Here is a 21,158-nt window from a genome sequence, read left to right as displayed (position 1 = left end):
CGCCCAGCCATCTCTGCCATTCACACCGCAACTAGCCGCTCGCGCCGCAGGAATGCAAGCAGCGGCAGCAACGGCAAGCCGAGGATGGTGAAGTGGTCACCCTCGATACGCTCGAACAAATAGATGCCCAGACTTTCGAGCTGATAACCGCCGACGCTGGTGGTGACGGCATCGCCGGCGGTGTCGAGATAGGCCGAAAGCTCGGCGTCGGTCATCTGCCGCATGGTGAGGCGGGCGACGGAGACGTCCTCGAAGATGATCTCGCCGTCGCGTGCTATCGCCACGGCGGAATTCAGCTCATGGCTATGTCCGGAGAGATCGCGCAGTTGCGCCAGCGCCTCGGCGCGGCCCGCGGGCTTGTTGAAGAGGCGATCGCCAAGCGCCAGCGTTTGATCCGCACCGATGACGGTGCTTCCAGCGTGATGGCCCGAAACCGCCTTGGCCTTTTCGCGCGCCAGCAGCAGGGCGATCTCGCGCGGGTTCGAAAGTCCGGAGGCGGCCTGGATACCGCGCTCGTCGATATCAGCCGTGATCGCCTTGAACTCGAGCCCGGCATTGGCCAGCAGCATCTTTCGCGCGCTGCTCTGCGAGGCCAGGATCAACGAGGATTTGCCGAGCCACAGACCCATCGCGAACTATTCAGAAGGCCGGTTGCGCTGGCGGTCACTGTAGAGTTTCATGATCGCCGCGGCGGTTTCCTCGATCGAGCGCCGCGTGACGTCGAGCAGCGGCCAATCGTGCTTGGCGCTCAGCTTGCGGGCAAATGCGACTTCCTCGGCGACCGACTGCTTGTCGGTATAGGTGTCGCTGCTGGAATCGGCGCCCATGGAGAGCAGGCGGTTCGTGCGCACCTGGATCAAGCGTTCCGGCGTCGCATGCAAGCTCACCACCAGCGGTCGCGTCAACGTTTCCAGTTGCGACGGCACCGGAATGCCTGGAACCAGCGGCACGTTGGCGGTGCGGATGCCACGGTTGGCAAGGTAGATCGAGGTCGGGGTCTTGGAGGTGCGGGAGACACCAACGAGCACCACATCAGCGTCGTCGAGACCTTCGACATGCTGGCCGTCATCATGGATCATCGTGTAGTTCAACGCGTCGATGCGCTTGAAGTATTCGGCATTGAGCACGTGCTGGGCGCCGACCCGGCCGGTCGTGGCAGCTCCGAGATAGGCCTCGAACAACTGCATCACCGGGCCGATGATCGACAGGCTCGGAACATTGATCCCCTTGCACTTGTCCTCGAGCCTGGAGACCAGATCCTTCTCGAGCAACGTGAACAGCACGATTCCCGGCGCTTCCTCGATCTCGTCGAGCACGCGATCGAGCTGTTTTTGGCTGCGCACCAGCGGATAGACGTGCTCGACCGGGGTCACGTTGGCGTACTGGGCGGCAACGGCGCGGGCGACCGTGATCAGCGTCTCACCGGTGGAGTCGGACACGAGGTGCAGATGGAAATAATTGCTCGAGGTCGGCACAAAAGCCCTTTGTATGAAACCGGTTTGGTTTGTGGATTTCTGTGGACCTTAACCCCTCGGAAAGGGATGTGCGACACCGGGGGCGGGACAAGTGTCAATTTTCTTCACACCACTGCCCATGAGAACAAGTTCGGCGCCCGGTCGAAAGGGAAACGGGATTGTGCCAATAACCCTCTTGATAAGCTGCCGACAGAAACGCGCAAGCCTTTGAAGCTGACCGCCTTATCGAAAGCGGCCAGAGCTATCAGAGGATATGTTGATGGATGTGAACAAGCGCGTGTGAACGGGCGGACGGAAATGTGTGAGTCCAATTCACCGTCACATAGACTCAAACCTTAAGAATCTAAGATTCTTATTGGAGAAGGGCGCTACGGACGGATATGTGTGCAGGTAAGACCTTAACGAGTTCTTACTATCCCCAGCGTTCCCTTCGGCTGGGCGGCAATCCGGACCCCAGACATGTTTGAAGACGTCTATCTCTGGATCAAGGCGCTGCATGTGATCGCCGTCATCTCCTGGATGGCGGGCATGCTCTATTTGCCGCGGCTGTTCGTCTATCATTGCGAGGCCGAAATCGGCTCGAAGCAGTCGGAAACGTTCAAGATCATGGAACGGCGGCTGTTCAAGGCGATCATCAACCCCGCCATGATCGTGACCTGGCTCGCTGGGCTCTATCTCGCCTGGGCTGGACACTGGTTCACTTTCGGCTGGCTGCACGTAAAACTGGCACTGGTCCTGGCGATGTCGGCGGTCCACGGCTTTTTTTCGCGCTGGCTGAAGGATTTCGCCGCGGACCGGCGCCCCCGGAGCCAGAAATTCTATCGGATTATCAATGAGGTACCGACCGCCTTGATGATTCTGATCGTCATCATGGTGATCGTGAAGCCGTTCTAGGCAGGGGTCGCGAACAATCGCTCAGTGCTTCTGCTTGCGGAGTGAGAGGCGATTTTCTATATTAGCAATATCCCACCCAACGCAGGCGGATGTGGTCGTGTCTGAGCTTTCCAGAGGCCGGACACCCCATCAGGTTTGAAGCCTCACCGGCGCTCTCCTTGCCAGACCTGCGGACCTTACCTTTTCGCGTCCGCATTTCAGAGCCTCCTCGCACCCCCCTCCCAGGTTACCCCACAGGACCACCCCAATGCGGGAAATCAAACTTCAGGACCTCAAGTCGAAGACGCCGGCCGAGCTCGTCTCGTTCGCGGAAGAGAACGGGGTCGAGAATGCCAGCACCATGCGCAAGCAGGAGCTGCTGTTCGCCATCCTCAAGCAGCTTGCGCTCGCCGAGACCGACATCGTCGGCGAAGGCGTCGTCGAGGTTCTCTCCGATGGCTTCGGCTTCCTCCGCTCGCCCGATGCGAATTACCTGCCGGGCCCGGACGATATCTACGTTTCGCCCTCGCAGATCCGCCGTTTTGGCCTGCGCACCGGCGACACCATCGAAGGCCACATCCGCAGCCCGAAGGAGGGCGAGCGCTATTTCGCACTGCTGAAGGTCAACACGCTCAATTTCGAGGACCCGGAAAAGGCCAAGCACAAGGTCAATTTCGACAACCTCACGCCGCTGTTTCCGAATCAGCGCTTCCGCATGGAAATCGACGATCCGACGCGGAAAGACCTGTCTGCAAGGGTGATCGACATCGTCGCGCCGATCGGCAAGGGCCAGCGCGCTCTGATCGTCGCGCCGCCTCGCACGGGCAAAACCGTGCTGATGCAGAACATCGCACACTCGATCGCGCATAATCATCCCGAGTGCTATCTGATCGTGCTCCTGATCGACGAACGTCCGGAAGAAGTCACGGACATGCAGCGCTCGGTGAAGGGCGAGGTCGTTTCCTCCACCTTCGACGAGCCGGCGGTGCGCCACGTCCAGGTCGCCGAGATGGTGATCGAGAAAGCCAAGCGTCTGGTCGAGCATGGCCGCGACGTCGTGATCCTGCTCGACTCCATCACGCGCCTCGGCCGCGCCTACAACACCGTGGTCCCGTCATCGGGCAAGGTGCTGACCGGCGGTGTCGATGCCAACGCGCTGCAGCGGCCGAAGCGGTTCTTCGGCGCCGCCCGCAACATCGAAGAGGGCGGCTCGCTGACGATCATCGCGACCGCGCTGGTCGATACCGGCAGCCGCATGGACGAAGTCATCTTCGAAGAGTTCAAGGGCACCGGTAACTCCGAGCTGATCCTCGATCGCAAGGTTTCGGACAAGCGGACCTTCCCGGCGATCGACATTTCGCGCTCCGGCACCCGCAAGGAAGAGCTGATCACCGATCCGGTAGTCCTGAAGAAAATGTACGTGCTCCGCCGCATCCTGAATCCGATGGGAACGATGGACGGAATCGACTTCCTGCTCGACAAACTGCGCTCGACCAAGAGCAATTCCGAGTTCTTCGACTCGATGAACACCTGATTGCAGTGCAGCATGATAAAAGGGCGCCTTCGGGCGCCCTTTTCTTTGTGCGGCTTTGTTGCAGCGGAGCTGCAGCATGGCGCGGCGTTTGTCGTCTGGAGTAGGGGCCGTATAAGCCTTTGATATTATTTATGAATATCTGAACCGAGGGACGCCGCTCATTCCGTTGGAAGTGCTTTTTGCAGCAGACGCTCGCGAGTTTATTGCATCGCACTATAGCTTTTGCTGCGGGAATCGGTGCAGCATAATCGCGCGATTTGTCAGCCGAAACGGATGTTTGCCTTTTCCCTTTCAGCCGGACAAATAGGCCATGCATCCGCGAGACCAGACCATCTTTGCGCTGTCGTCCGGCCGTCCGCCGAGCGCGCTCGCGGTGGTGCGCGTCTCCGGGCCAGGCGCCAGCCTGGTGCTGACGACGCTGGCAGGCAAGCTGCCGGCGCCGAGGCAGGCCAGTCGCCGACTCCTTCATGACGGCGCGGGCCAGCCGATCGACGATTCGGTGGTGCTGTGGTTTCCGGGGCCCGCCAGCGCGACCGGCGAGGACGTCGCCGAATTTCATGTCCATGGCGGCCGCGCGGTGCTGGCCGCACTCTTCGTCGCAATTTCCATAATTCCGAATATGCGCGCCGCCGAGCCCGGCGAATTCACGCGGCGCGCCTTCGAGAACGGCAAGCTCGACCTGACCGAGGCGGAGGGCCTCGACGATCTCATTCACGCCGACACCGACCGCCAGCGCCGCCAGGCGTTGCGGCAGTTGCAGGGTCTCCTCGGCGATCGCGCGCGCGACTGGCGCGAGCGCATCATCGAGGCTTCGGCCTTGATCGAGGCCGGCATCGATTTCTCCGATGAGGGCGATGTGCCCGCCGAGTTGATGGCGCCTGCGGTCAAGGCGATCAGTGCGCTGCATGACGAAATAGCAGAAGTCCTTGCGGCACAGGGACAGGCTGAACGCTTGCGCGACGGCCTGGTAGTAGCGATCGCGGGCGAGCCGAATGTCGGCAAATCGACGCTGATCAACCAGCTCGCGCGCCGCGACGTCGCAATCGTCTCGCCGCATGCCGGCACGACACGCGATGTGATTGAGGTGCAGCTCGATCTCGACGGCTATCCCGTCACGGTGATCGACACCGCCGGCATTCGGGAGACCGACGATCCGGTCGAGCAGGAGGGTGTACGCAGGGCGCGAGCCCGAGCCGAAGATGCCGACCTCGTGTTGTGGCTGGTGGAGGCGGGGCGCGCTGTCGATCCGGCCGCGATACCGTCGCTGGGGAAGTCCGGCAACGCAGGCAGTCGTTCCGGCGGCTCGGTCTGGATCGTGCGCAACAAGATCGATCTCAGCGGGGTCGGGGACGTGGGGCCCCGGGGTGAGTTCGGAATCGCAGCGAGCCGGGGCGACGGCATTCCCGAACTGGTCGATGCGCTCGTGAAATTCGCCGCCGAGTTTTTCGGAACGACCGAGGGGGCGTTGGTGACCCGGGCCCGGCAGCGGGATCTGCTGCGCCGGGCATCGGACAGCTTGCGTCGGAGTCTGGAGCTTGTAGAACACGGCGAGGAGCTTGCCGCCGAAGAGCTGCGCGCTGCGGCCTATGCCTTGGGCCGGCTGCTGGGTCGGGTGGATGTCGAGGACGTCCTAGGGGCCATTTTCCAAAAATTCTGTGTTGGAAAGTAGGGCTAGTTCTTCATTGTAGAACTAGCCTTTGTTCCACTTCTTCCGTTTCACGTGAAACAGGGCGGGTCGTTCCCAGATGTTTCACGTGAAACGTCTTCATCACCCAAATTTCTCCGGCCTGAGCCGTAGCAGCTAAGGAGCGGGTGAGCGGAGAGATCCGGGATCACTCCTCTCGCGCTGATAGGGGTATGCCGCTGCCATCGCTTCGGAGACCGGCCTGTATCTGGGCATTACGACCTCCGGTCGATGCCCTTATCCTTCGAGAGCCCCGTTTTCTCTCACTGAAAACCGTAATCTTTCCAAGGGCCATTCTACTGTGCATGGGGTTGTTTTCGCGGAAAATACTTGGGCTTCGCCTTGCCCCGTTTCACGTGAAACAACCCCCCCTCCAGTTTCCACTTCCGGCTTCCCCGCCTCTGAGTTAGAAGTCCGCCATGCGAACAGAGCGAGAGAGCTTCGACGTCATCGTGATTGGCGGCGGCCACGCCGGCTGTGAGGCCGCGGCCGCGGCCGCTCGGGTGGGTGCAGCGACCGCTCTGGTGACGCACCGATTCTCCACGGTCGGCGCGATGTCCTGCAATCCCGCCATTGGCGGTCTGGGCAAGGGCCATCTGGTTCGCGAGGTTGACGCGCTCGATGGTCTGATGGGCCGGGTCGGCGACGCCGGCGGCATCCAGTTCCGCGTCCTCAATCGTCGTAAGGGCCCGGCGGTGCGCGGTCCGCGCGCCCAGGCCGACCGGAAGCTCTATGCTGCCGCGATGCAGGCGGCGATCCGGGAGACCGACGGTCTTTCCGTCGTCGAAGGCGAAGCCGACGAGCTGATCGTGGTCGAGGGACGGGTGATCGGCCTGCGGCTGGCAGATGGCCGCGAACTTCGGGCAGGGGCTGTCGTCGTCACCACCGGCACCTTCCTCCGCGGTCTGATCCATCTTGGAGAGAAGAACTGGCCGGCCGGCAGGGTCGGCGAGGCGCCGGCAATGGGCCTTTCGACCTCTTTCGAGCGTGCCGGCTTCACTCTTGGACGGCTCAAGACAGGGACTCCGCCGCGTCTGGACGGCACGACGATCGACTGGTCGGCGGTCGAAATGCAGCCGGGGGACGAGCCTCCGGAGCCGTTTTCGGTGATGACCGAGCGGATCACGACGCCGCAGATCCAGTGCGGGATCACCCGGACCACGCCTGCGACCCACGACGTGATCAGGGCCAATGTCCATCGCTCTCCGATGTACTCCGGCCAGATCAAGAGCTCCGGACCGCGCTATTGCCCCTCCATCGAGGACAAAATCGTTCGCTTCGGCGATCGCGACGGTCACCAGATCTTTCTGGAGCCGGAAGGGCTCGACGACAGCACTGTCTATCCCAACGGCATCTCGACCTCGCTGCCGGAGGACGTTCAGCTCGCCATCCTCGCAACCATTCCCGGCCTGGAGCGAGTGAAGATGGTCCGGCCGGGCTATGCCATCGAATACGACCACGTCGATCCCCGTGAGCTCGATCCGACCCTCCAGACCAAGCGTTTGCGCGGCCTGTTCCTGGCTGGCCAGATCAACGGCACGACCGGATACGAGGAAGCTGCCGGCCAGGGCATCGTGGCAGGGCTGAACGCGGCATTGGCTGCGAGCGGTGCCGCACTGACGGTGTTCGACCGGGCGGATGGCTATCTCGGCGTGATGATCGACGACCTCGTCACCCGAGGCATCAGCGAGCCCTATCGGATGTTCACCTCCAGGGCCGAGTACCGGCTGACATTGCGGGCAGACAATGCCGATCAGCGTTTGACCGAGAAGGGCATCGCCCTGGGATGCGTTGGCAGCGCCCGCACCCAGCATCATCGCGCCAAGATGGTCGCCCTGAATGCGGCTCGATCGCTGTCGAAGTCGCTCACGATCACCCCGAACGAGGCCATCAAGCAGGGTCTCACCCTGAACCGGGACGGCCAGCGGCGGTCGGCCTTCGAGCTGATGGCCTATCCCGACATCGGCTGGAGCCAGGTCCGCGCGATCTGGCCGGAGCTCTCGGCCATTGATCCCGTCATTGCCACCCATCTCGAGATCGACGCGAAGTACGATGTCTATCTGGAGCGCCAGAGCGCCGATGTCGAAGCCTTCAGGCGAGACGAGGGGATGGTGTTGTCGGACGTCGATTACCAGCAGGTCCCCGGTCTCTCCAATGAGGTGAGAGCCAAGTTGGAGAAGGCGCGGCCGTTCACCGTTGGCCAGGCCGGTCGAATCGACGGCATGACGCCGGCCGCGCTGGGTATCCTTGCGGCCTATCTCCGCCGCGAAGCGCGGAAGACTTCCAAAGCGATCGCATAGGTTTCACGTGAAACAGCGCGGGCCGGCCGGCGGCAGACCGTCATCAGCAAAACCTTCGGCGGGGGAGGGTGCCGGTGTTCGCTCCGAACCGGCGCCGACCAAGCCGAAGATCGACAAGGCCAGTGCCAACGATCGATCTTTGGACGCCATCATTGCAGCCGACAAGGTTGCGGCGCTCAAGCTCGCACCTGTTTCACATGAAACCGAAGCCCGGCTCGATCGCTACATCGCACTGCTGCGGGAGTGGCAGGCCAAGACCAATCTCGTCGCGCCCTCGACGTTGCCGCATCTCTGGACCCGGCACATCGCCGACTCGCTTCAGCTCGTCGCACTCGCCCCATCGGCCATACGCTGGGCTGATCTCGGCAGTGGCGGCGGCTTCCCCGGCGTAGTCCTGGCCTGCGCCATGGCGGGGACGGCCGGGGCGAGCGTCCACCTGGTCGAGCGAATCGCCAAGAAGGCGGCCTTCCTGCGCGAAGCCATCCGCATAACTACATCCCCGGGAGTCGTACATCTCGCTGAGATCGGGGATAATGTGGATAGAATCACCGGCCCGGTCGATTGCGTCACCGCGCGTGCGCTGGCTCCGCTACATCAACTCATCGGCTTTGCGGAGCCGCTGATGCGCCAAGGTGCAAAGGCGTTATTTCTCAAGGGTCAAGATGTAGAGTCTGAATTGACCGAAGCTACTAAATATTGGAATATTCAGCCGCAGCTCCACCAAAGCCGGACAGGCGACGGTTGGATCGTTGAGCTGGCTTCCGTCGAGCGGCGCGGGTGAGGCGTCAGGGGCCAAGTGGGGAATTTGCGATGAGCGTGATTGACGAACCGCAGCAAGAACAGACCGCTGCCGTCCCGCAGGGCCATCCGCGCATCCTGGCGCTGGCGAATCAGAAAGGCGGCGTGGGAAAAACAACCACGGCGATCAATCTCGGAACGGCGCTCGCTGCGATCGGCGAACGCGTCCTGATCGTCGATCTCGATCCGCAGGGCAACGCCTCGACCGGACTCGGCATCGATCGCCGCAACCGCTCCTGCTCGACCTATGACGTTCTGGTGGGCGAGGCGAGCCTGCGGGAAGCGGTGGTGTCGACGGCAGTGCCGCGGCTGCATATCGCGCCCTCGACCATGGATCTCTCCGGCCTCGAGCTCGAGCTCGGCACCACGCCCGGTCGTGCGTACAAGCTGCGTGACGCGATCAGCGCGCTGAACAACAACGTCTCGCCCGACGCCGATTACACTTACGTGCTGATCGACTGTCCGCCCTCGCTCAATCTGATCACCGTGAACGCGATGGCGGCTTCCGACGCAATCCTGGTGCCGCTGCAGTGCGAGTTCTTCGCGCTCGAAGGTCTGTCGCAATTGCTGCAAACGGTGGAGCAGGTACGCTCGACGCTCAATCCGAACCTGTCGATCCACGGCATCGTGCTGACCATGTTCGACTCGCGCAACAATCTCTCGAACCAGGTCGTTGCCGACGTTCGGCAGTTCATGGGCGAGAAGGTCTACAAGACCATGATCCCGCGCAACGTGCGCATCTCGGAGGCGCCGTCCTACGGCAAGCCGGTGCTGGTCTACGATCTCAAATGCGTCGGCAGCGAAGCTTATCTGCGGCTCGCCACCGAAGTGATCCAGCGCGAACGCGAGCTGCGGACGACGCATTGAAGTTGCCGTAGGGTGGGTTAGCCGAAGGCGTAACCCACCACGGTCGATCTCCGCGGAAACAGAAGAGGTGGGTTACGCCGAGCAGATACGCTTCGCACATCTGCAGGGCTAACCCACCCTACGATTCGAAATTCAGTTTTGGAGTGCTGCACGTTGAATCCAAGGGAGCTGGCGATGGCCGACGAAGCGCGTTCGCGATTGGGCCGGGGTCTTGCGAGTCTGATCGGTGACGTCGGCGGCGAGGCTCAGCATGTCGATCGTCCGCGCGCGCAACGCAAGGTGCCGATCGAGTTCATCAAGCCCAATCCGCGCAACCCGCGCCGGACCTTTTCGGAAAGCGAGCTCAGGGAGCTCAGCGATTCCATCAGGCAGCACGGCGTGATCCAGCCGATCGTGGTGCGACCGGTGAAGGGCGCGCAGGACCGCTTCGAGATCATCGCCGGCGAGCGGCGCTGGCGCGCGTCGCAAATGGCCGGCCTGCACGAAGTGCCGATCGTCCCCGTCGACATCAGCGACAGCGATGCGCTGGAGTTCGCGATCGTCGAGAACGTGCAGCGCGAAGACCTCAACCCCATGGAAGAGGCGCTCGGGTATCACGCGCTCGCCAACGAGTTCAAACGCAGCCAGGACGACATCGCCAAAGTCGTTGGCAAGAGCCGCAGCCACATCGCCAATATGATGCGGCTGACCAAGCTTCCCTCTGAGGTGCAAGCCTTGATCACGAGCGGCGAGCTGACCGCCGGTCACGCCCGCGCGCTGATCGGCGTGCCTGATCCGATCGCGGCTGCCAAGCGCATCGTCGAAGAAGGCCTCAACGTCCGCCAGACCGAGGCGCTGGCGCATGAAGAGGGCGTGCCGGAGCGTAAGCCGCAGAAGGCGCGCACGGGGGCGAAGGAAAAGGACCCTGACACGGTCGACCTGGAGAAGCGCGTCAGCGACGCGCTCGGGCTCAAGGTCACGGTGAGCCACCGCGATCCCGGCGGCTCGGTCCAGATCAACTACCGCAACCTCGATCAGCTCGACGAGGTGATGCGGCGGCTGGCGAAGGGCGCGATCTAGACGCACCCTCGATGTCGTCCTGGCGAAGGCCAGGACCCATACCGCGTGATGTCTCGATTGGAGCTGGTCGCAATACCGGACTACGAATCTTCCCCAAACCTCTCCTTGGGGTAATGGGTCCTGGCTTTCGCCAGGACGACATTGGGAGACTCAGCTCCGCCGCTTCGCGTTCGCGGCGATCGCCATCAGCGTGCGCTGGGCGATAGCGGCGGCGAGGGTGGATTGCTTGCGGGTGTCGAGCGCGGCGGTCGCGAGCTGCTCGATGATGGCGGCGAGCCGCGCCACGCTGAAATTGCGCAGTGCGGTTTCGACGGCGGGCTTCCGCGAAAAATGCAGGCGCGGATAGCCGCTGTCGAGCACGGCGGAAGCGGGCGTGCCGTCGGCGATTGCGAGCGCCGATTTGTGCAGCCACGCCGCCTGACGCTGCGCCGCAGAGATGATCACGCCGGGATAGGTGCCGGCGATCATGGCTTTGGCAAACTCGTTTTCGACAATCTCGGGCCGGCCGGCGAAGGCGCCATCGACGATCGGATCGAGTTTCAGCTCCGAGGCATCGGCGACGACAGCCATCACGTCATCCAGCGTGATCTCGCCCTTGCCATGGGCATAGAGCGTGAGCTTGCGCAGCTCGTTGCGGGACGCCTGCCGGTCCCCGCCGAGGAACGACATCAGCGCGGCGCGGGCATCCTGCGCGATGCGCAAATTGGCGATGCGGAGCTCGTCTTCCATCAGCTTGGCGAGGTCGCGCTCGGTATCGGGATAGCAAGCGATCGCGACGGCCGTCTTGGCGCGTTCGCAGGCCTTGCGCAGTGGCGATTCCGGGCGCAGCTCGCCGGCCTCGATCACGATGCGGCAATCCTTCACGCCCATCTCCGCCAGCGTGTCGATAGCGCTGGCAAAGCTGCGCGAGCCGGCGCGCACGCGGATGGCGCGGCGGCCACCGAACAGCGGCACCGTCATGGCCTCGTCGACGAGGCGCGACGGCTCGGCGGAGAGCTCGTCGCCGTCGACCTTGACCAGCGAGAAGGGATCGTTGGGATCGTCGACGCCGGAGGCGATCAGCGCATCCGCGCGTTCGCGGACCAGGCCGGCGTCGGGACCGTAGAGCAGGATGATCGGACGGCCCGCATCGGGGCGGGCGAGAAAGGCGTCGATCTCTTTTCCGCGCAGCGCGACCATGGTGCCTGGGATTCGTCAGTCCGGGCGAATCGGGGTGACGGGATGAATTAAGTGCCCGCGGTGAAGAACGAGGCGAGGCGAGTTGTGATGTTCTCGGCGATCTCGTTGGCGGCACGATCCTCGGCATCACGTATCGCACGGTTGCGGCTGAAACGTTGATAGGAGCCGGGCATGTCGTAGGACACGCGGGAGAACGTGGTGCCCGTCATCACCGACTTGCCGCTGACGACCTCGATCAGATTGTACTGGGCGTCGAGACCGTAGTTTTCGCTGCTCGGCAGGCCGGTGTTGGGATCGACGATCAGCGACGTCTTGCTGCTTGAGAAGCGGATCTCCAGGCGGTGCGTCGGCGGCATGCCGGTGGCGGTGCCATAGAGCTTGAACGCCAGCGCGTTGCGGACCTCGACGCCGACGCGGGCCTCGCGCGAGGCATTGGCCTTGGCGATCGGGGGCAGATCGACCCCCATCAGCTTCTCGCGCAGGCCGGGGGTGCCGTCGGTGTGCTCGGCATACATCGGATGGAAGCAGCCGGCCGTCATGGCCGCCAGTGCGGCGACCGCCAGCAAGCGGGCTGCGATGCGGATCCTAGCCGACAACATTCACGATCCTCTTGGGGACGATAATCACCTTGCGGACGGGCTTGCCGTCCAGGGCCAGTTTTACCGCATCGAGGGCCAAAACGGCAGCCTCGATTTCCGGATTCTCGGCCGCTGTTGCAACTGTGACCTCGCCCCGCTTCTTGCCGTTGACCTGAACCACCAGGGTCACACTGTCTTCAACCAGCAAATCGCGTTCGATTTGGGGCCAATTGGCCTCGGAAACCAGCCCGCTCTGGCCCAGAACCTGCCAACACTCCTCGGCCAAATGCGGCATCATCGGGGAGAACAGCTGGACCAGGATCTGGCTGGCCTCCCGGATCGCCCAGGCCAAATCTGGAGCCGGCTGGCCGGGACGCTGCAAGATCTCCGCAAACGCATTGGTGAATTCGCGGATATGGGCGAGGCAGACGTTGAAGTGCAGCCGCTCGATCCCGGTGGTGACCTTGTCCAGCGCGCCATGGGCTGCCTTGCGCAAGGCGGTGGCGTCCGGGCCGAAGCTGGCGGGCCGGGCCGCCGGCGCGGCCTTGCCGGCTTCGACAGAGTCGTTCACCAGCCGCCACAGCCGCTGCACGAAACGCGAGGCGCCCTGGACGCGCTCATCGCTCCAGATCACGTCGCGCTCGGGCGGGGAGTCCGACAGCATGAACCAGCGGGCGACGTCGGCGCCATAGGTCTCGATGATGTCGTCGGGGTCGACCGTGTTCTTCTTCGACTTCGACATCTTCTCGATCGGGCCGATCTGGATGTCTTCGCCTGACGTCAGCAGCGTGGCGCGGCGGCCGTTGGCGCCGGTCTCGACCTTCACCTCGACCGGCTGGACATAGGTGCCGTCGGCCTTCTGGTAGGTCTCGTGCACCACCATGCCCTGCGTGAACATGCCGGCGAACGGCTCGTCCAGTGCGATGTGCCCGGTCGCCTTCATGGCGCGCGTGAAGAAGCGGCTGTAGAGCAGATGCAGGATCGCGTGCTCGACGCCGCCGATATACTGGTCGACCGGCAGCATCCGGTTGGCGACCTCTGGCGTCGTTGGCGCGTTCTCGTTCCAGGGATCGGTGAAACGCGCGAAGTACCAGGACGAATCCACGAAGGTGTCCATGGTGTCGGTTTCGCGCTGAGCCTTGCCGCCGCATTGCGGACAGGTCACATGCTTCCAGGTCGGGTGATGATCGAGCGCGTTGCCCGGCTTGTCGAAGGTCGCATCGTCCGGCAGCTTCACCGGCAGGTCTGCGTCAGGCACCGGCACCACATCGCATTTGGGACAATGGATGACGGGGATCGGGCAGCCCCAATAGCGCTGGCGCGAAATACCCCAGTCGCGCAGGCGGAAATTGACCTGGCGCTCGCCGACCGGCGCGTTGCCGCGCAGCTCGGTCTCGAGGCGCTTCGCCACCTCGTCCTTGGCCTGATCGATGGTCATGCCGTCGAGGAAACGCGAATTGATCATGCGGCCGTCACCGTCATAGGCGGTATCGGTGATGACAAAGGTCTTGGGATCCTGGCCCTCGGGGCACACCACCGGCGTATTGCCGAGAGCGTACTTATTGACGAAATCGAGGTCGCGCTGGTCGTGTGCGGGACAGCCGAAAATGGCGCCGGTGCCGTATTCCATCAGCACGAAATTGGCGACATAGACCGGCAGCTTCCAGCTCGGATCGAACGGGTGAACCGCGCGGATGCCGGTATCGAATCCCTGCTTCTCGGCGGTGTCGATGATCTCCTGCGCCGTGCCCATCCGCTTGATCTCGCCGATGAACTCGGCGAGCGCAGGGTTTTTGGCGGCGGCGGCCTGCGCCAGCGGATGATCGGCCGAGATCGCCATGAACTTCGCGCCGAACAACGTGTCCGGGCGCGTCGTGAAAATCTTCAGCTCGCTCTCACCGGCCGGTGTTGTCGCCGCATCGAGCGCGAAGCGGATCAGCAGCCCCTCGGACCGGCCGATCCAGTTGCGCTGCATCAGCCGCACCTTGTCGGGCCAGCGATCCAGCGTATCCAGTGCCGACAGCAGCTCCTGCGAGTACTTCGTGATCTTGAAGACCCACTGGTTCATTTCCCGTTGTTCGACAACGGCACCCGAACGCCAGCCTTTCCCGTCGATCACCTGCTCGTTGGCGAGCACGGTCATGTCGACGGGGTCCCAGTTCACTTTGCGCTTCTCGCGCTCGGCGAGGCCTTCGCGCAGGAAGTCCAGAAACATCTTCTGCTGGTGCTTGTAATAGGACGGATCGCAGGTCGCGATCTCACGGCTCCAGTCCAGCGACAGCCCGATCGAACGGAGCTGCTTCTTCATCGCGGCGATGTTGTCGTAGGTCCAGGCCTTCGGTGCGACCTTGCGCTCGATCGCTGCGTTCTCGGCCGGCAGGCCGAAAGCGTCCCAGCCCATCGGGTGCAGTACGTTGAAACCCTTGGCGCGCATGAAGCGGGCCAGTACGTCGCCAAGCGTGTAATTGCGGACATGGCCGATATGGATGCGCCCCGACGGGTAGGGGAACATCTCAAGCACATAATATTTCGGCCGCGGATCGTCGTTCTTGGAGACGAAGATCGCCTGTTGGTCCCAGGCGGCTTGCCAGCGCGGTTCGGCGTCGCGGGCGTTATAGCGTTCGGAGGTCATGGAATCGTTGGGTTTTCGTGGATCTGGCCGTCTAAAGTCGGCGGACTAGGCCATAGAAGTCCTCAGGGGGTCAATGGGTTGCCGCAATTTGGGAACCTTCGGCACTGCACCGCATAACTACTGAGGCCGCGTTGGGGCGCGATTAAGGGGTCGATGCGAGTTTGCGACTGACCAGAACTCTCAAGATTTGTGATGGACGCCAGCTTCGACGATCCCGATTACGACTATGCCGCGTCCGTTGCCGAACGGGCGATGCGGAGCATGGCCGAACAGCGGATCCCTGCCACGCCGGCCAATTTCGCCGTCTGGTTTCGCTATTTCGCGGGAAGCCATGACGATCTACGCAACGCCATCGACCTCCTGATCGATCATAACCGCCCCTTCGACGTCAGGACCAATCAGGATCTGTTCGAAACCTATGTCGCGCCCAAGGGGGGCGCTATCGTCTCGGAGACATCGGAGCGGCTGCATGCCCTCATGGGTGCGGCGAAGGATTTTCTGGCAACCGCGATCGCCGACAACCACTCCCAGATGCAGGCGATCAACGAGGTTGCCGACCAGGGCGAGGCCGGTGTCGACCCCAAAGCGTTGGTCGCCCAGCTCATGAACGAGTTGGGCCGCGCCGCCGCCCGCGCGACGCGGCTCGAGGCAGGCTTTGCGGAAAAGACCCGCGAGCTCGACGTGATCCGCGCCTCCCTCTCCAAATCCGAGGAGCGTGCCCGGACCGATACCCTCACAGGCCTCGCCAACCGCCGGGCGCTCGACGAATTCCTGCGCAAGGCGCAGACAACTGCGGAGTGGGGCGAGCCGCTCAGCGTGCTGATGCTCGACATCGACCATTTCAAAACTTTCAACGACAGTTTCGGCCATGGCGTCGGCGACCAGGTGCTGCGCCTGATGGCCAAGGTGCTGCGCGAAAAGGTCCGCGAGCAGGACCTGTCGGCCCGCTATGGCGGCGAGGAGTTGATCGCGGTGTTGCCGGATGCCGATCTGGCCGCCTGCGCCGAGGTCGCCGAACGCATCAGGCACGCGATCGCGGAATGCACCATCACGCGTCGCTCGACCGGCGAGGTCCTGCCCCATATCAGCGTGTCGATCGGTGTTGCGCAGTACCGGACCGGCGAAGCGATCACCGATCTCATCGAGCGCTGCGATCGCGCGCTCTATCTCGCCAAGAACCGCGGCCGCAATCGCGTGGTCACCGAGAGCGAGCTCGATGGCGCCGGGGCTGCGGGTTAGCCCTCAACCCGCCATCATCATTTCCGCCGCGCCGTTGTCGATCACCGTGATGCCGTGTTCGACGACGTTGTTGCGGCCGCGGTGCTTGGCGGCGTAGAGCGCGGCGTCGGCGGCTTCGATCAAATCGCCCGGACGCAAGCTCTCGTTGGGCTTTGTCGCGGCAACGCCGATCGAGACGGTGACGATCATGTGGTCGGAGGTGATGTGCGGCAGGCACAGCTTCAGCACGGCCGCGCGCGCCTGTTCGCCGATTTCGACGGCGCGCGCCACGTCGGTGTTCGGCAGCAACAGGCAGAATTCCTCGCCGCCATAGCGGGCCGCGAAACCCATCGTGTCGGCGGCGATGCCGGACAGCGATTCGCCGAGCCTGGTCAGGCAGGAATCGCCTTCGAGATGGCCATAGGTGTCGTTGAACAGCTTGAAATGGTCGACGTCGATCATCAGAAGCGCGAGATCGCTGCCATATTGCTGCGCGCGCATCCATTCGAAGTCGAGGCGGCTCTGGAAGCCGCGGCGGTTGGCAAGCCCTGACAACATGTCGATCGAGGCCATTACCGTGAGGCGGTCATTGCTCGCCATCAGCTCGCGTTCGCGCTGGCTGAGCTGCGCGGCCATCGCGTTGAACGCGCGGGCCAGCGGCACGAACTCGGCCGGCAGGCGATTGCGCGCGGCGCGCGCCGAGAGGTCGCCCTCGCCCAGACGCTTGGCCATGTCGGCGAGCATTCTGATCGGCTTGATCACCAGTTTCTCGGCTGCGATCAGCGCGCCGAGCAACACGAATACGACGACGAAAGCGAGTTGGAGATAGGCGGTGCGGATGTCGCGGCTCACGGCCGCGGACACCTTGTCCTCGTCGATGCTGGCGATCAGGCGGGCATTGGTCCCGGCGATGCGGATAAAGCTGACCGCGCGGCGGGAGCCGTCCGCGGCGAGGAAAGAGAGTGAGCCTTCGTCCTGGTCAGACCTCAGCGCCTTGTCGGCGATCGCAGACATCAGCGGCAGATTGTCGAGCGGACGGCCGATCGCGCTGTGCTGGTCGGCCGGTGCCGCCAGCACGGTACCGGCGCTGTCGACCAGCACGGCCGTGATGCCGGCGCGACCACCCAGATTGCTCATGACCTTCGACATCCAGTCGAGGTTGACGGTGGCGAGCACGACGGCATCAGCTGCGCCGCTGAAGGCGGATACCGGGTAAACCGCCATGACGGTCGGTGTCGGCACCGGGCGCGACATGATGAAGTCGCTCAGCACGAAGCGGCCGGTTTCCTGCGCCTGCTGGAAGTACGGCCGGTCACTGAGGTCGAGGCCGACATACATGTTGTTGGTGGCGCACTGGATGCGTCCGTCCTGGCCGGCAATTAGAAGCGTACGGATCCAGGGGAGATTCGACGGCAGGCTCGCGCGCAGCACGTCACAGCTCTTGCTGATGCCGCCGGCGGAGGCGCGGATGAAAGCTTCCGATTTCAGGATGGTCTCGACCGACGAGATCACCTCGCGCTGCGCATCTGCGCTGTGTCGTGCGACGGTGGTGAATTCCGCCGTGGCCTGCGCGATCTGCCGCGTGCGCGTGTCTTCGAGCGAACGGATGCGCTCGAACATCAAAGGCGTCACCAGAATCACAGCGAGCAACGCAAGCCGCGCCCGGATTCCGAGAACCTGCTTGAGTTTCGCTCGTTTGCGGTTGAAACTGACGTTTGACATCTTCGCTGCCCACCCCACGGCTAAGGTAAAGCGAAGGGTTCAAAAACTCTTTCTTGAACTCGGTAAAATTAGAACTACCTCCGCAACAATCAGCTCCGATGCGACATCATGACTGAAGCCAACGCCGCACCGCTAACCGGCCATTCACCAAACGCGCTCGCCGCGGTCGAAGCCGAAATCGCGCGCGCCTGCAAGGATGCGCGGCGCGAACGTGGCTCCGTGACCTTGATTGCGGTGTCGAAAACTTTCGCCGCGGATGCAATTACCCCGGTCATCGACGCCGGACAGCGTGTATTCGGTGAAAATCGCGTGCAGGAGGCCAAAGGCAAGTGGCCTGCGTTAACTTCTGTTTACCCCGATATCGCGCTGCATCTGATCGGGCCGCTGCAATCCAACAAGGCGAAAGAGGCGGTCGTGCTGTTCGATGCCATCCATTCGGTCGACCGCCCGAGCATTTGCCAGGCGTTAGCCAAGGAAATCGAATCCCAGAACAAGCACCCGGAATTGTTCGTCCAGATCAATATCGGTGAGGAGCCGCAAAAGGCCGGCATCGCCCCCGGCGAGGCCGATGCATTCATCGCGAGCTGCCGCGACACCTACGGGCTGACGATCTCGGGCTTGATGTGCATCCCGCCGGTGGATGAGCCGCCGGCGGCGCATTTCGCGCTCACCGCCAAGATCGCCGCGCGCAATGGATTGAAGAAGCTCTCGATGGGCATGAGCGCGGATTATGCGACCGCGATCATGCTCGGCGCCACCCATGTGCGCGTGGGAAGTGCGATCTTCGGGCACCGGTGATCATAGGCGAATTTGTTTTTGGTCGTCCTGGCGAAAGCCAGGACCCATTACCCCGATAGTCTGTTTGTCGAAGACCGCGGCAACGACCGTTCTGCCCTTTGCGTAGATCACGCCGTATGGGTCCTGGCTTTCGCCAGGACGACGATGGGGATGAGCCTAGTCAAACCCCACCGACACCGTCCCGAGCACGCCGAAATCCGCCGCGAAATGATCACCCACCAGGATCGGCAGCGGCGGATGGCACGTGCCCGTGGTCACCACCTCTCCTGCCCGCAAGGCAATGCCGAGGCCACGCAGCTCGTTGGCCAGCCAGACCATGGCAATTCGGGGATCGCCGAGCACGTTCTTGCCGTGGCCGAGATAGCGCTGGCCGCGCAACGTGATCTGCGGCCGCTGCTCGACGAGATCCATGGCGCGCCAGTTCGCACGCGTCGCTGCGCCCAGCACGAACAGATGCGCACAGGCGTTGTCGGCGATGAGCTGCGCCTCGCCGGCGCTGGCAAAATCGGCAAAGCGCGAATCGGGAATCTCGATCGCGGGATGCAAGCTGTCCACCGCGGAGAGCACCTCCTCGACAGTATACGGAGCCGTGCGCGGCGGCAGATCGCGTCCCATGCGGAAAGCGAACTCGGGTTCGCCGACGCGCATCGCGTTGCCCTTCATCGAGGCGGTGCCGCCATCGGCGATCACGGTGTCGCTCATGATCCGACCGGCCAGCGGTCCCGCGACATTGATGTGCTTCTGTCCGGACTCGCTCGTCGCCGCGATCTTCCAGCCGAACATTGTCCCGCCGAGCGCAGCCTGCACGGCGTAACCCTCGGCGCGGCTCTGTGGCCGCAACCGAGGCTCCAGCGCATCAAGCTTGGTGCCGTCGCGCCAATGTTTGGCCAGGACCTGCGATGCGGCGGCGATCTGACCCCTGTCGAGCATGTGTCCTCACCCGATGATGATTTTTGTTTTTGGTCCAAGCCGCCGCAGCAATTGTCGCATCGCCGCTTTGCTCATCGAGACGCAGCCTGCGGTCGGGCCGAAATTGTCGCGGGCCAGATGCAAAAACACCGCGCTGCCGCGGCCGGCGATCCGCGGCCTCGTATTGTGGTCGATTTCGATGATGAAGTCATAGAGATGGTCGGCCCGCTTGAGCCGGTCACCGCCCTGCCCTTCGCCGAGGCGGATTCCCTGATTGTAGTGACGGTCCTTGGGATCCTCGCACCAGGCGTCCTCGCCCGTGATGATCCGGGCCGGCAGGAAGGTCTGCGGCCGGCTGTGCCGGTCGCCCCGCCACCACAATCGCCTGGGACGGAAGCTGCCCCTCGGGGTGCCGCCATCGCCCTCGCGCTTGTTCGCCAGAATGCCGCCGCGCCCAAGGGCCACGGGAATCGTCAGCGCTCCCGCAGTCAGCCAGCCCCGGCGCGGATTCCCGGCGGCAGGCTTAACGCGGATCGCCGACAGCGGCCCGGCGCTTCGGTTCGAGGTGTAACTAGCTGAAGCAGCTTTATTTTTCATGTGAACGTGCGATGTCGAATTCATTACAGGACATTCATCAAAACGGCCTGCTATTCTGGGTTAGAGTGGTTCTGGCTTGTGAATCGGTAACAGCCCACTACTTCAAGACGAACAATAATAATATCGGCGACCCCTAAACTTCCCTCTCGGCCGGGTGCAGCATGGATGCGCGCCGTGCCGGACCCCAAAAGGATGACCCCCTATGGCCAATGCCCGCAAGATCCTGATCGTGGATGACGATACCGATCTGCGCGATACGTTGGTGGAGCAATTGTCGCTGCACGAAGAATTTGAAGCCTCCGCGGTCGATACCGGCGCCAAGGGCGCGAGCGCCGCGAAGGCCAATGCCCCCGATCTCGTCCTGATGGATGTTGGCCTGCCCGACACCGACGGCCGCGAAGTGGTCCGTTCCTTACGCAAGGGCGGGTTCAAGGCTCCGATCATCATGCTCACCGGGCATGACACCGATTCCGACACGATTTTGGGGCTGGAATCCGGCGCCAACGACTATGTCGCAAAACCCTTCCGCTTCGCCGTGCTGCTGGCGCGCATCCGCGCCCAGCTCCGGCAGCACGAAGCCAGCGAGGACGCGGTGTTCTCGGTCGGCCCCTACTCTTTCCGGCCCGGCTCCAAGATGCTGACCGCCGCCAACGCGCGCAAGGTCCGGCTGACGGAGAAGGAAACCGCGATCCTCCGCTTCCTCTACCGGGCCGGCCAGATGCCGGTCTCGCGCGAGACCCTGCTCCAGGAGGTCTGGGGCTACAATTCCGGCGTCACCACCCACACGCTGGAAACCCATATCTACCGGCTTCGCCAGAAGATCGAGAAGGACGCCGCCAACCCGGAAATCCTGGTCACGGAAGCCGGTGGCTACAAGCTGGTGCCGTGATACGCTTCAGGGGTGTGCGAATCGTTTTAGATTGCGTGCCCTTGAG

18 protein-coding genes are annotated in these 21,158 nt (G+C 63.2%); 10 read left to right on the top strand and 8 right to left on the bottom strand.

The annotated features are described in order from the left end of the window. Nucleotides 1-20: 20 nt before the first annotated feature. Both AC0L2J_RS26525 and AC0L2J_RS26520 read right to left on the bottom strand, forming a co-directional pair. On the bottom strand, nucleotides 21-629 hold the full coding sequence (locus AC0L2J_RS26525) for a Maf family protein (RefSeq protein ID WP_473394999.1): 609 nt from the start codon (nucleotides 627-629) through the stop codon (nucleotides 21-23). Between the two features lie 6 nt (nucleotides 630-635). After that, nucleotides 636-1,475, bottom strand: a complete 840-nt coding sequence (locus AC0L2J_RS26520) for a pyruvate, water dikinase regulatory protein (RefSeq protein ID WP_007604071.1) — start codon at nucleotides 1,473-1,475, stop codon at nucleotides 636-638. 459 nt (nucleotides 1,476-1,934) lie between these two features. On the opposite strand from AC0L2J_RS26520, the gene hemJ reads away from it, so the two are divergent. The 7 genes from hemJ to AC0L2J_RS26485 all read left to right on the top strand — a co-directional run bounded on the left by hemJ (nucleotide 1,935) and on the right by AC0L2J_RS26485 (nucleotide 10,590). Next, a complete protein-coding gene (hemJ, locus tag AC0L2J_RS26515) occupies nucleotides 1,935-2,369 on the top strand; it encodes a protoporphyrinogen oxidase HemJ (protein WP_007604072.1) in 435 nt (144 codons plus the stop codon). 247 nt (nucleotides 2,370-2,616) lie between these two features. Then, nucleotides 2,617-3,882, top strand: coding sequence for a transcription termination factor Rho (gene rho / locus AC0L2J_RS26510; RefSeq protein ID WP_007598612.1), 1,266 nt, complete (start codon nucleotides 2,617-2,619; stop codon nucleotides 3,880-3,882). Nucleotides 3,883-4,192: 310 nt separating this feature from the next. Continuing rightward, nucleotides 4,193-5,551 (top strand): tRNA uridine-5-carboxymethylaminomethyl(34) synthesis GTPase MnmE, encoded by a 1,359-nt coding sequence (gene mnmE, locus AC0L2J_RS26505; protein ID WP_473394998.1) that lies wholly within the window; start codon nucleotides 4,193-4,195, stop codon nucleotides 5,549-5,551. 434 nt (nucleotides 5,552-5,985) lie between these two features. Then, the gene (gene mnmG, locus AC0L2J_RS26500; protein WP_473394997.1) at nucleotides 5,986-7,866 is read left to right on the top strand and encodes a tRNA uridine-5-carboxymethylaminomethyl(34) synthesis enzyme MnmG; all 1,881 of its coding nucleotides are present in this window, start codon (nucleotides 5,986-5,988) and stop codon (nucleotides 7,864-7,866) included. 7 nt (nucleotides 7,867-7,873) lie between these two features. Then, the gene (rsmG, locus tag AC0L2J_RS26495; protein WP_473394996.1) at nucleotides 7,874-8,647 is read left to right on the top strand and encodes a 16S rRNA (guanine(527)-N(7))-methyltransferase RsmG; all 774 of its coding nucleotides are present in this window, start codon (nucleotides 7,874-7,876) and stop codon (nucleotides 8,645-8,647) included. A 29-nt stretch (nucleotides 8,648-8,676) separates the two neighbouring features. Further along, nucleotides 8,677-9,531: a ParA family protein gene (locus tag AC0L2J_RS26490; RefSeq protein WP_007598621.1), complete on the top strand. Its 855-nt coding sequence runs from the start codon at nucleotides 8,677-8,679 to the stop codon at nucleotides 9,529-9,531. 174 nt (nucleotides 9,532-9,705) lie between these two features. Further along, complete coding sequence (locus tag AC0L2J_RS26485; RefSeq protein WP_007604078.1) at nucleotides 9,706-10,590, top strand: ParB/RepB/Spo0J family partition protein; 885 nt, start codon at nucleotides 9,706-9,708, stop codon at nucleotides 10,588-10,590. A 150-nt stretch (nucleotides 10,591-10,740) separates the two neighbouring features. On the opposite strand, the gene holA is transcribed toward AC0L2J_RS26485, so the two are convergent. The 3 genes from holA to leuS are packed head-to-tail and all read right to left on the bottom strand — an operon-like array spanning nucleotide 10,741 to nucleotide 14,979. Then, nucleotides 10,741-11,769 carry a DNA polymerase III subunit delta gene (gene holA / locus AC0L2J_RS26480; RefSeq protein ID WP_007604080.1) on the bottom strand — a complete coding sequence of 343 codons (1,029 nt, stop codon included), beginning with the start codon at nucleotides 11,767-11,769 and terminating at the stop codon, nucleotides 10,741-10,743. Nucleotides 11,770-11,816: 47 nt separating this feature from the next. Next, nucleotides 11,817-12,368 carry an LPS assembly lipoprotein LptE gene (lptE, locus tag AC0L2J_RS26475; RefSeq protein ID WP_007604081.1) on the bottom strand — a complete coding sequence of 184 codons (552 nt, stop codon included), beginning with the start codon at nucleotides 12,366-12,368 and terminating at the stop codon, nucleotides 11,817-11,819. Continuing rightward, complete coding sequence (gene leuS / locus AC0L2J_RS26470) at nucleotides 12,355-14,979, bottom strand: leucine--tRNA ligase (protein WP_473394994.1); 2,625 nt, start codon at nucleotides 14,977-14,979, stop codon at nucleotides 12,355-12,357. The genes lptE and leuS overlap by 14 nt, the downstream gene beginning before the upstream one ends. A gap of 192 nt (nucleotides 14,980-15,171) precedes the next feature. On the opposite strand from leuS, the gene AC0L2J_RS26465 reads away from it, so the two are divergent. Further along, the gene (locus tag AC0L2J_RS26465; RefSeq protein ID WP_473394993.1) at nucleotides 15,172-16,218 is read left to right on the top strand and encodes a GGDEF domain-containing protein; all 1,047 of its coding nucleotides are present in this window, start codon (nucleotides 15,172-15,174) and stop codon (nucleotides 16,216-16,218) included. A 3-nt stretch (nucleotides 16,219-16,221) separates the two neighbouring features. Here the strand turns inward: AC0L2J_RS26465 and AC0L2J_RS26460 are convergent, their stop codons facing one another. Next, nucleotides 16,222-17,919, bottom strand: a complete 1,698-nt coding sequence (locus tag AC0L2J_RS26460; protein WP_007604084.1) for a diguanylate cyclase domain-containing protein — start codon at nucleotides 17,917-17,919, stop codon at nucleotides 16,222-16,224. A gap of 108 nt (nucleotides 17,920-18,027) precedes the next feature. Here AC0L2J_RS26460 and AC0L2J_RS26455 point away from each other — a divergent pair, with 108 nt between their 5' ends. Next, nucleotides 18,028-18,717: a YggS family pyridoxal phosphate-dependent enzyme gene (locus tag AC0L2J_RS26455; protein WP_473394992.1), complete on the top strand. Its 690-nt coding sequence runs from the start codon at nucleotides 18,028-18,030 to the stop codon at nucleotides 18,715-18,717. Between the two features lie 156 nt (nucleotides 18,718-18,873). On the opposite strand, the gene AC0L2J_RS26450 is transcribed toward AC0L2J_RS26455, so the two are convergent. Both AC0L2J_RS26450 and AC0L2J_RS26445 read right to left on the bottom strand, forming a co-directional pair. Next, nucleotides 18,874-19,647, bottom strand: coding sequence for a 2-keto-4-pentenoate hydratase (locus AC0L2J_RS26450; protein WP_473394991.1), 774 nt, complete (start codon nucleotides 19,645-19,647; stop codon nucleotides 18,874-18,876). Between the two features lie 6 nt (nucleotides 19,648-19,653). Then, on the bottom strand, nucleotides 19,654-20,223 hold the full coding sequence (locus tag AC0L2J_RS26445) for a L,D-transpeptidase family protein (protein WP_063992253.1): 570 nt from the start codon (nucleotides 20,221-20,223) through the stop codon (nucleotides 19,654-19,656). A gap of 202 nt (nucleotides 20,224-20,425) precedes the next feature. Between AC0L2J_RS26445 and AC0L2J_RS26440 the strand changes: the two genes are divergently transcribed. Beyond that, nucleotides 20,426-21,112: a response regulator transcription factor gene (locus tag AC0L2J_RS26440; protein ID WP_007598630.1), complete on the top strand. Its 687-nt coding sequence runs from the start codon at nucleotides 20,426-20,428 to the stop codon at nucleotides 21,110-21,112. Nucleotides 21,113-21,158 lie beyond the last annotated feature (46 nt).

This window comes from Bradyrhizobium sp. MV1.5, from assembly GCF_055807615.1.
The sequence above is the reverse complement of the archived record's forward strand: the minus strand, read 5'-3'. Positions and strand labels throughout refer to the sequence as shown.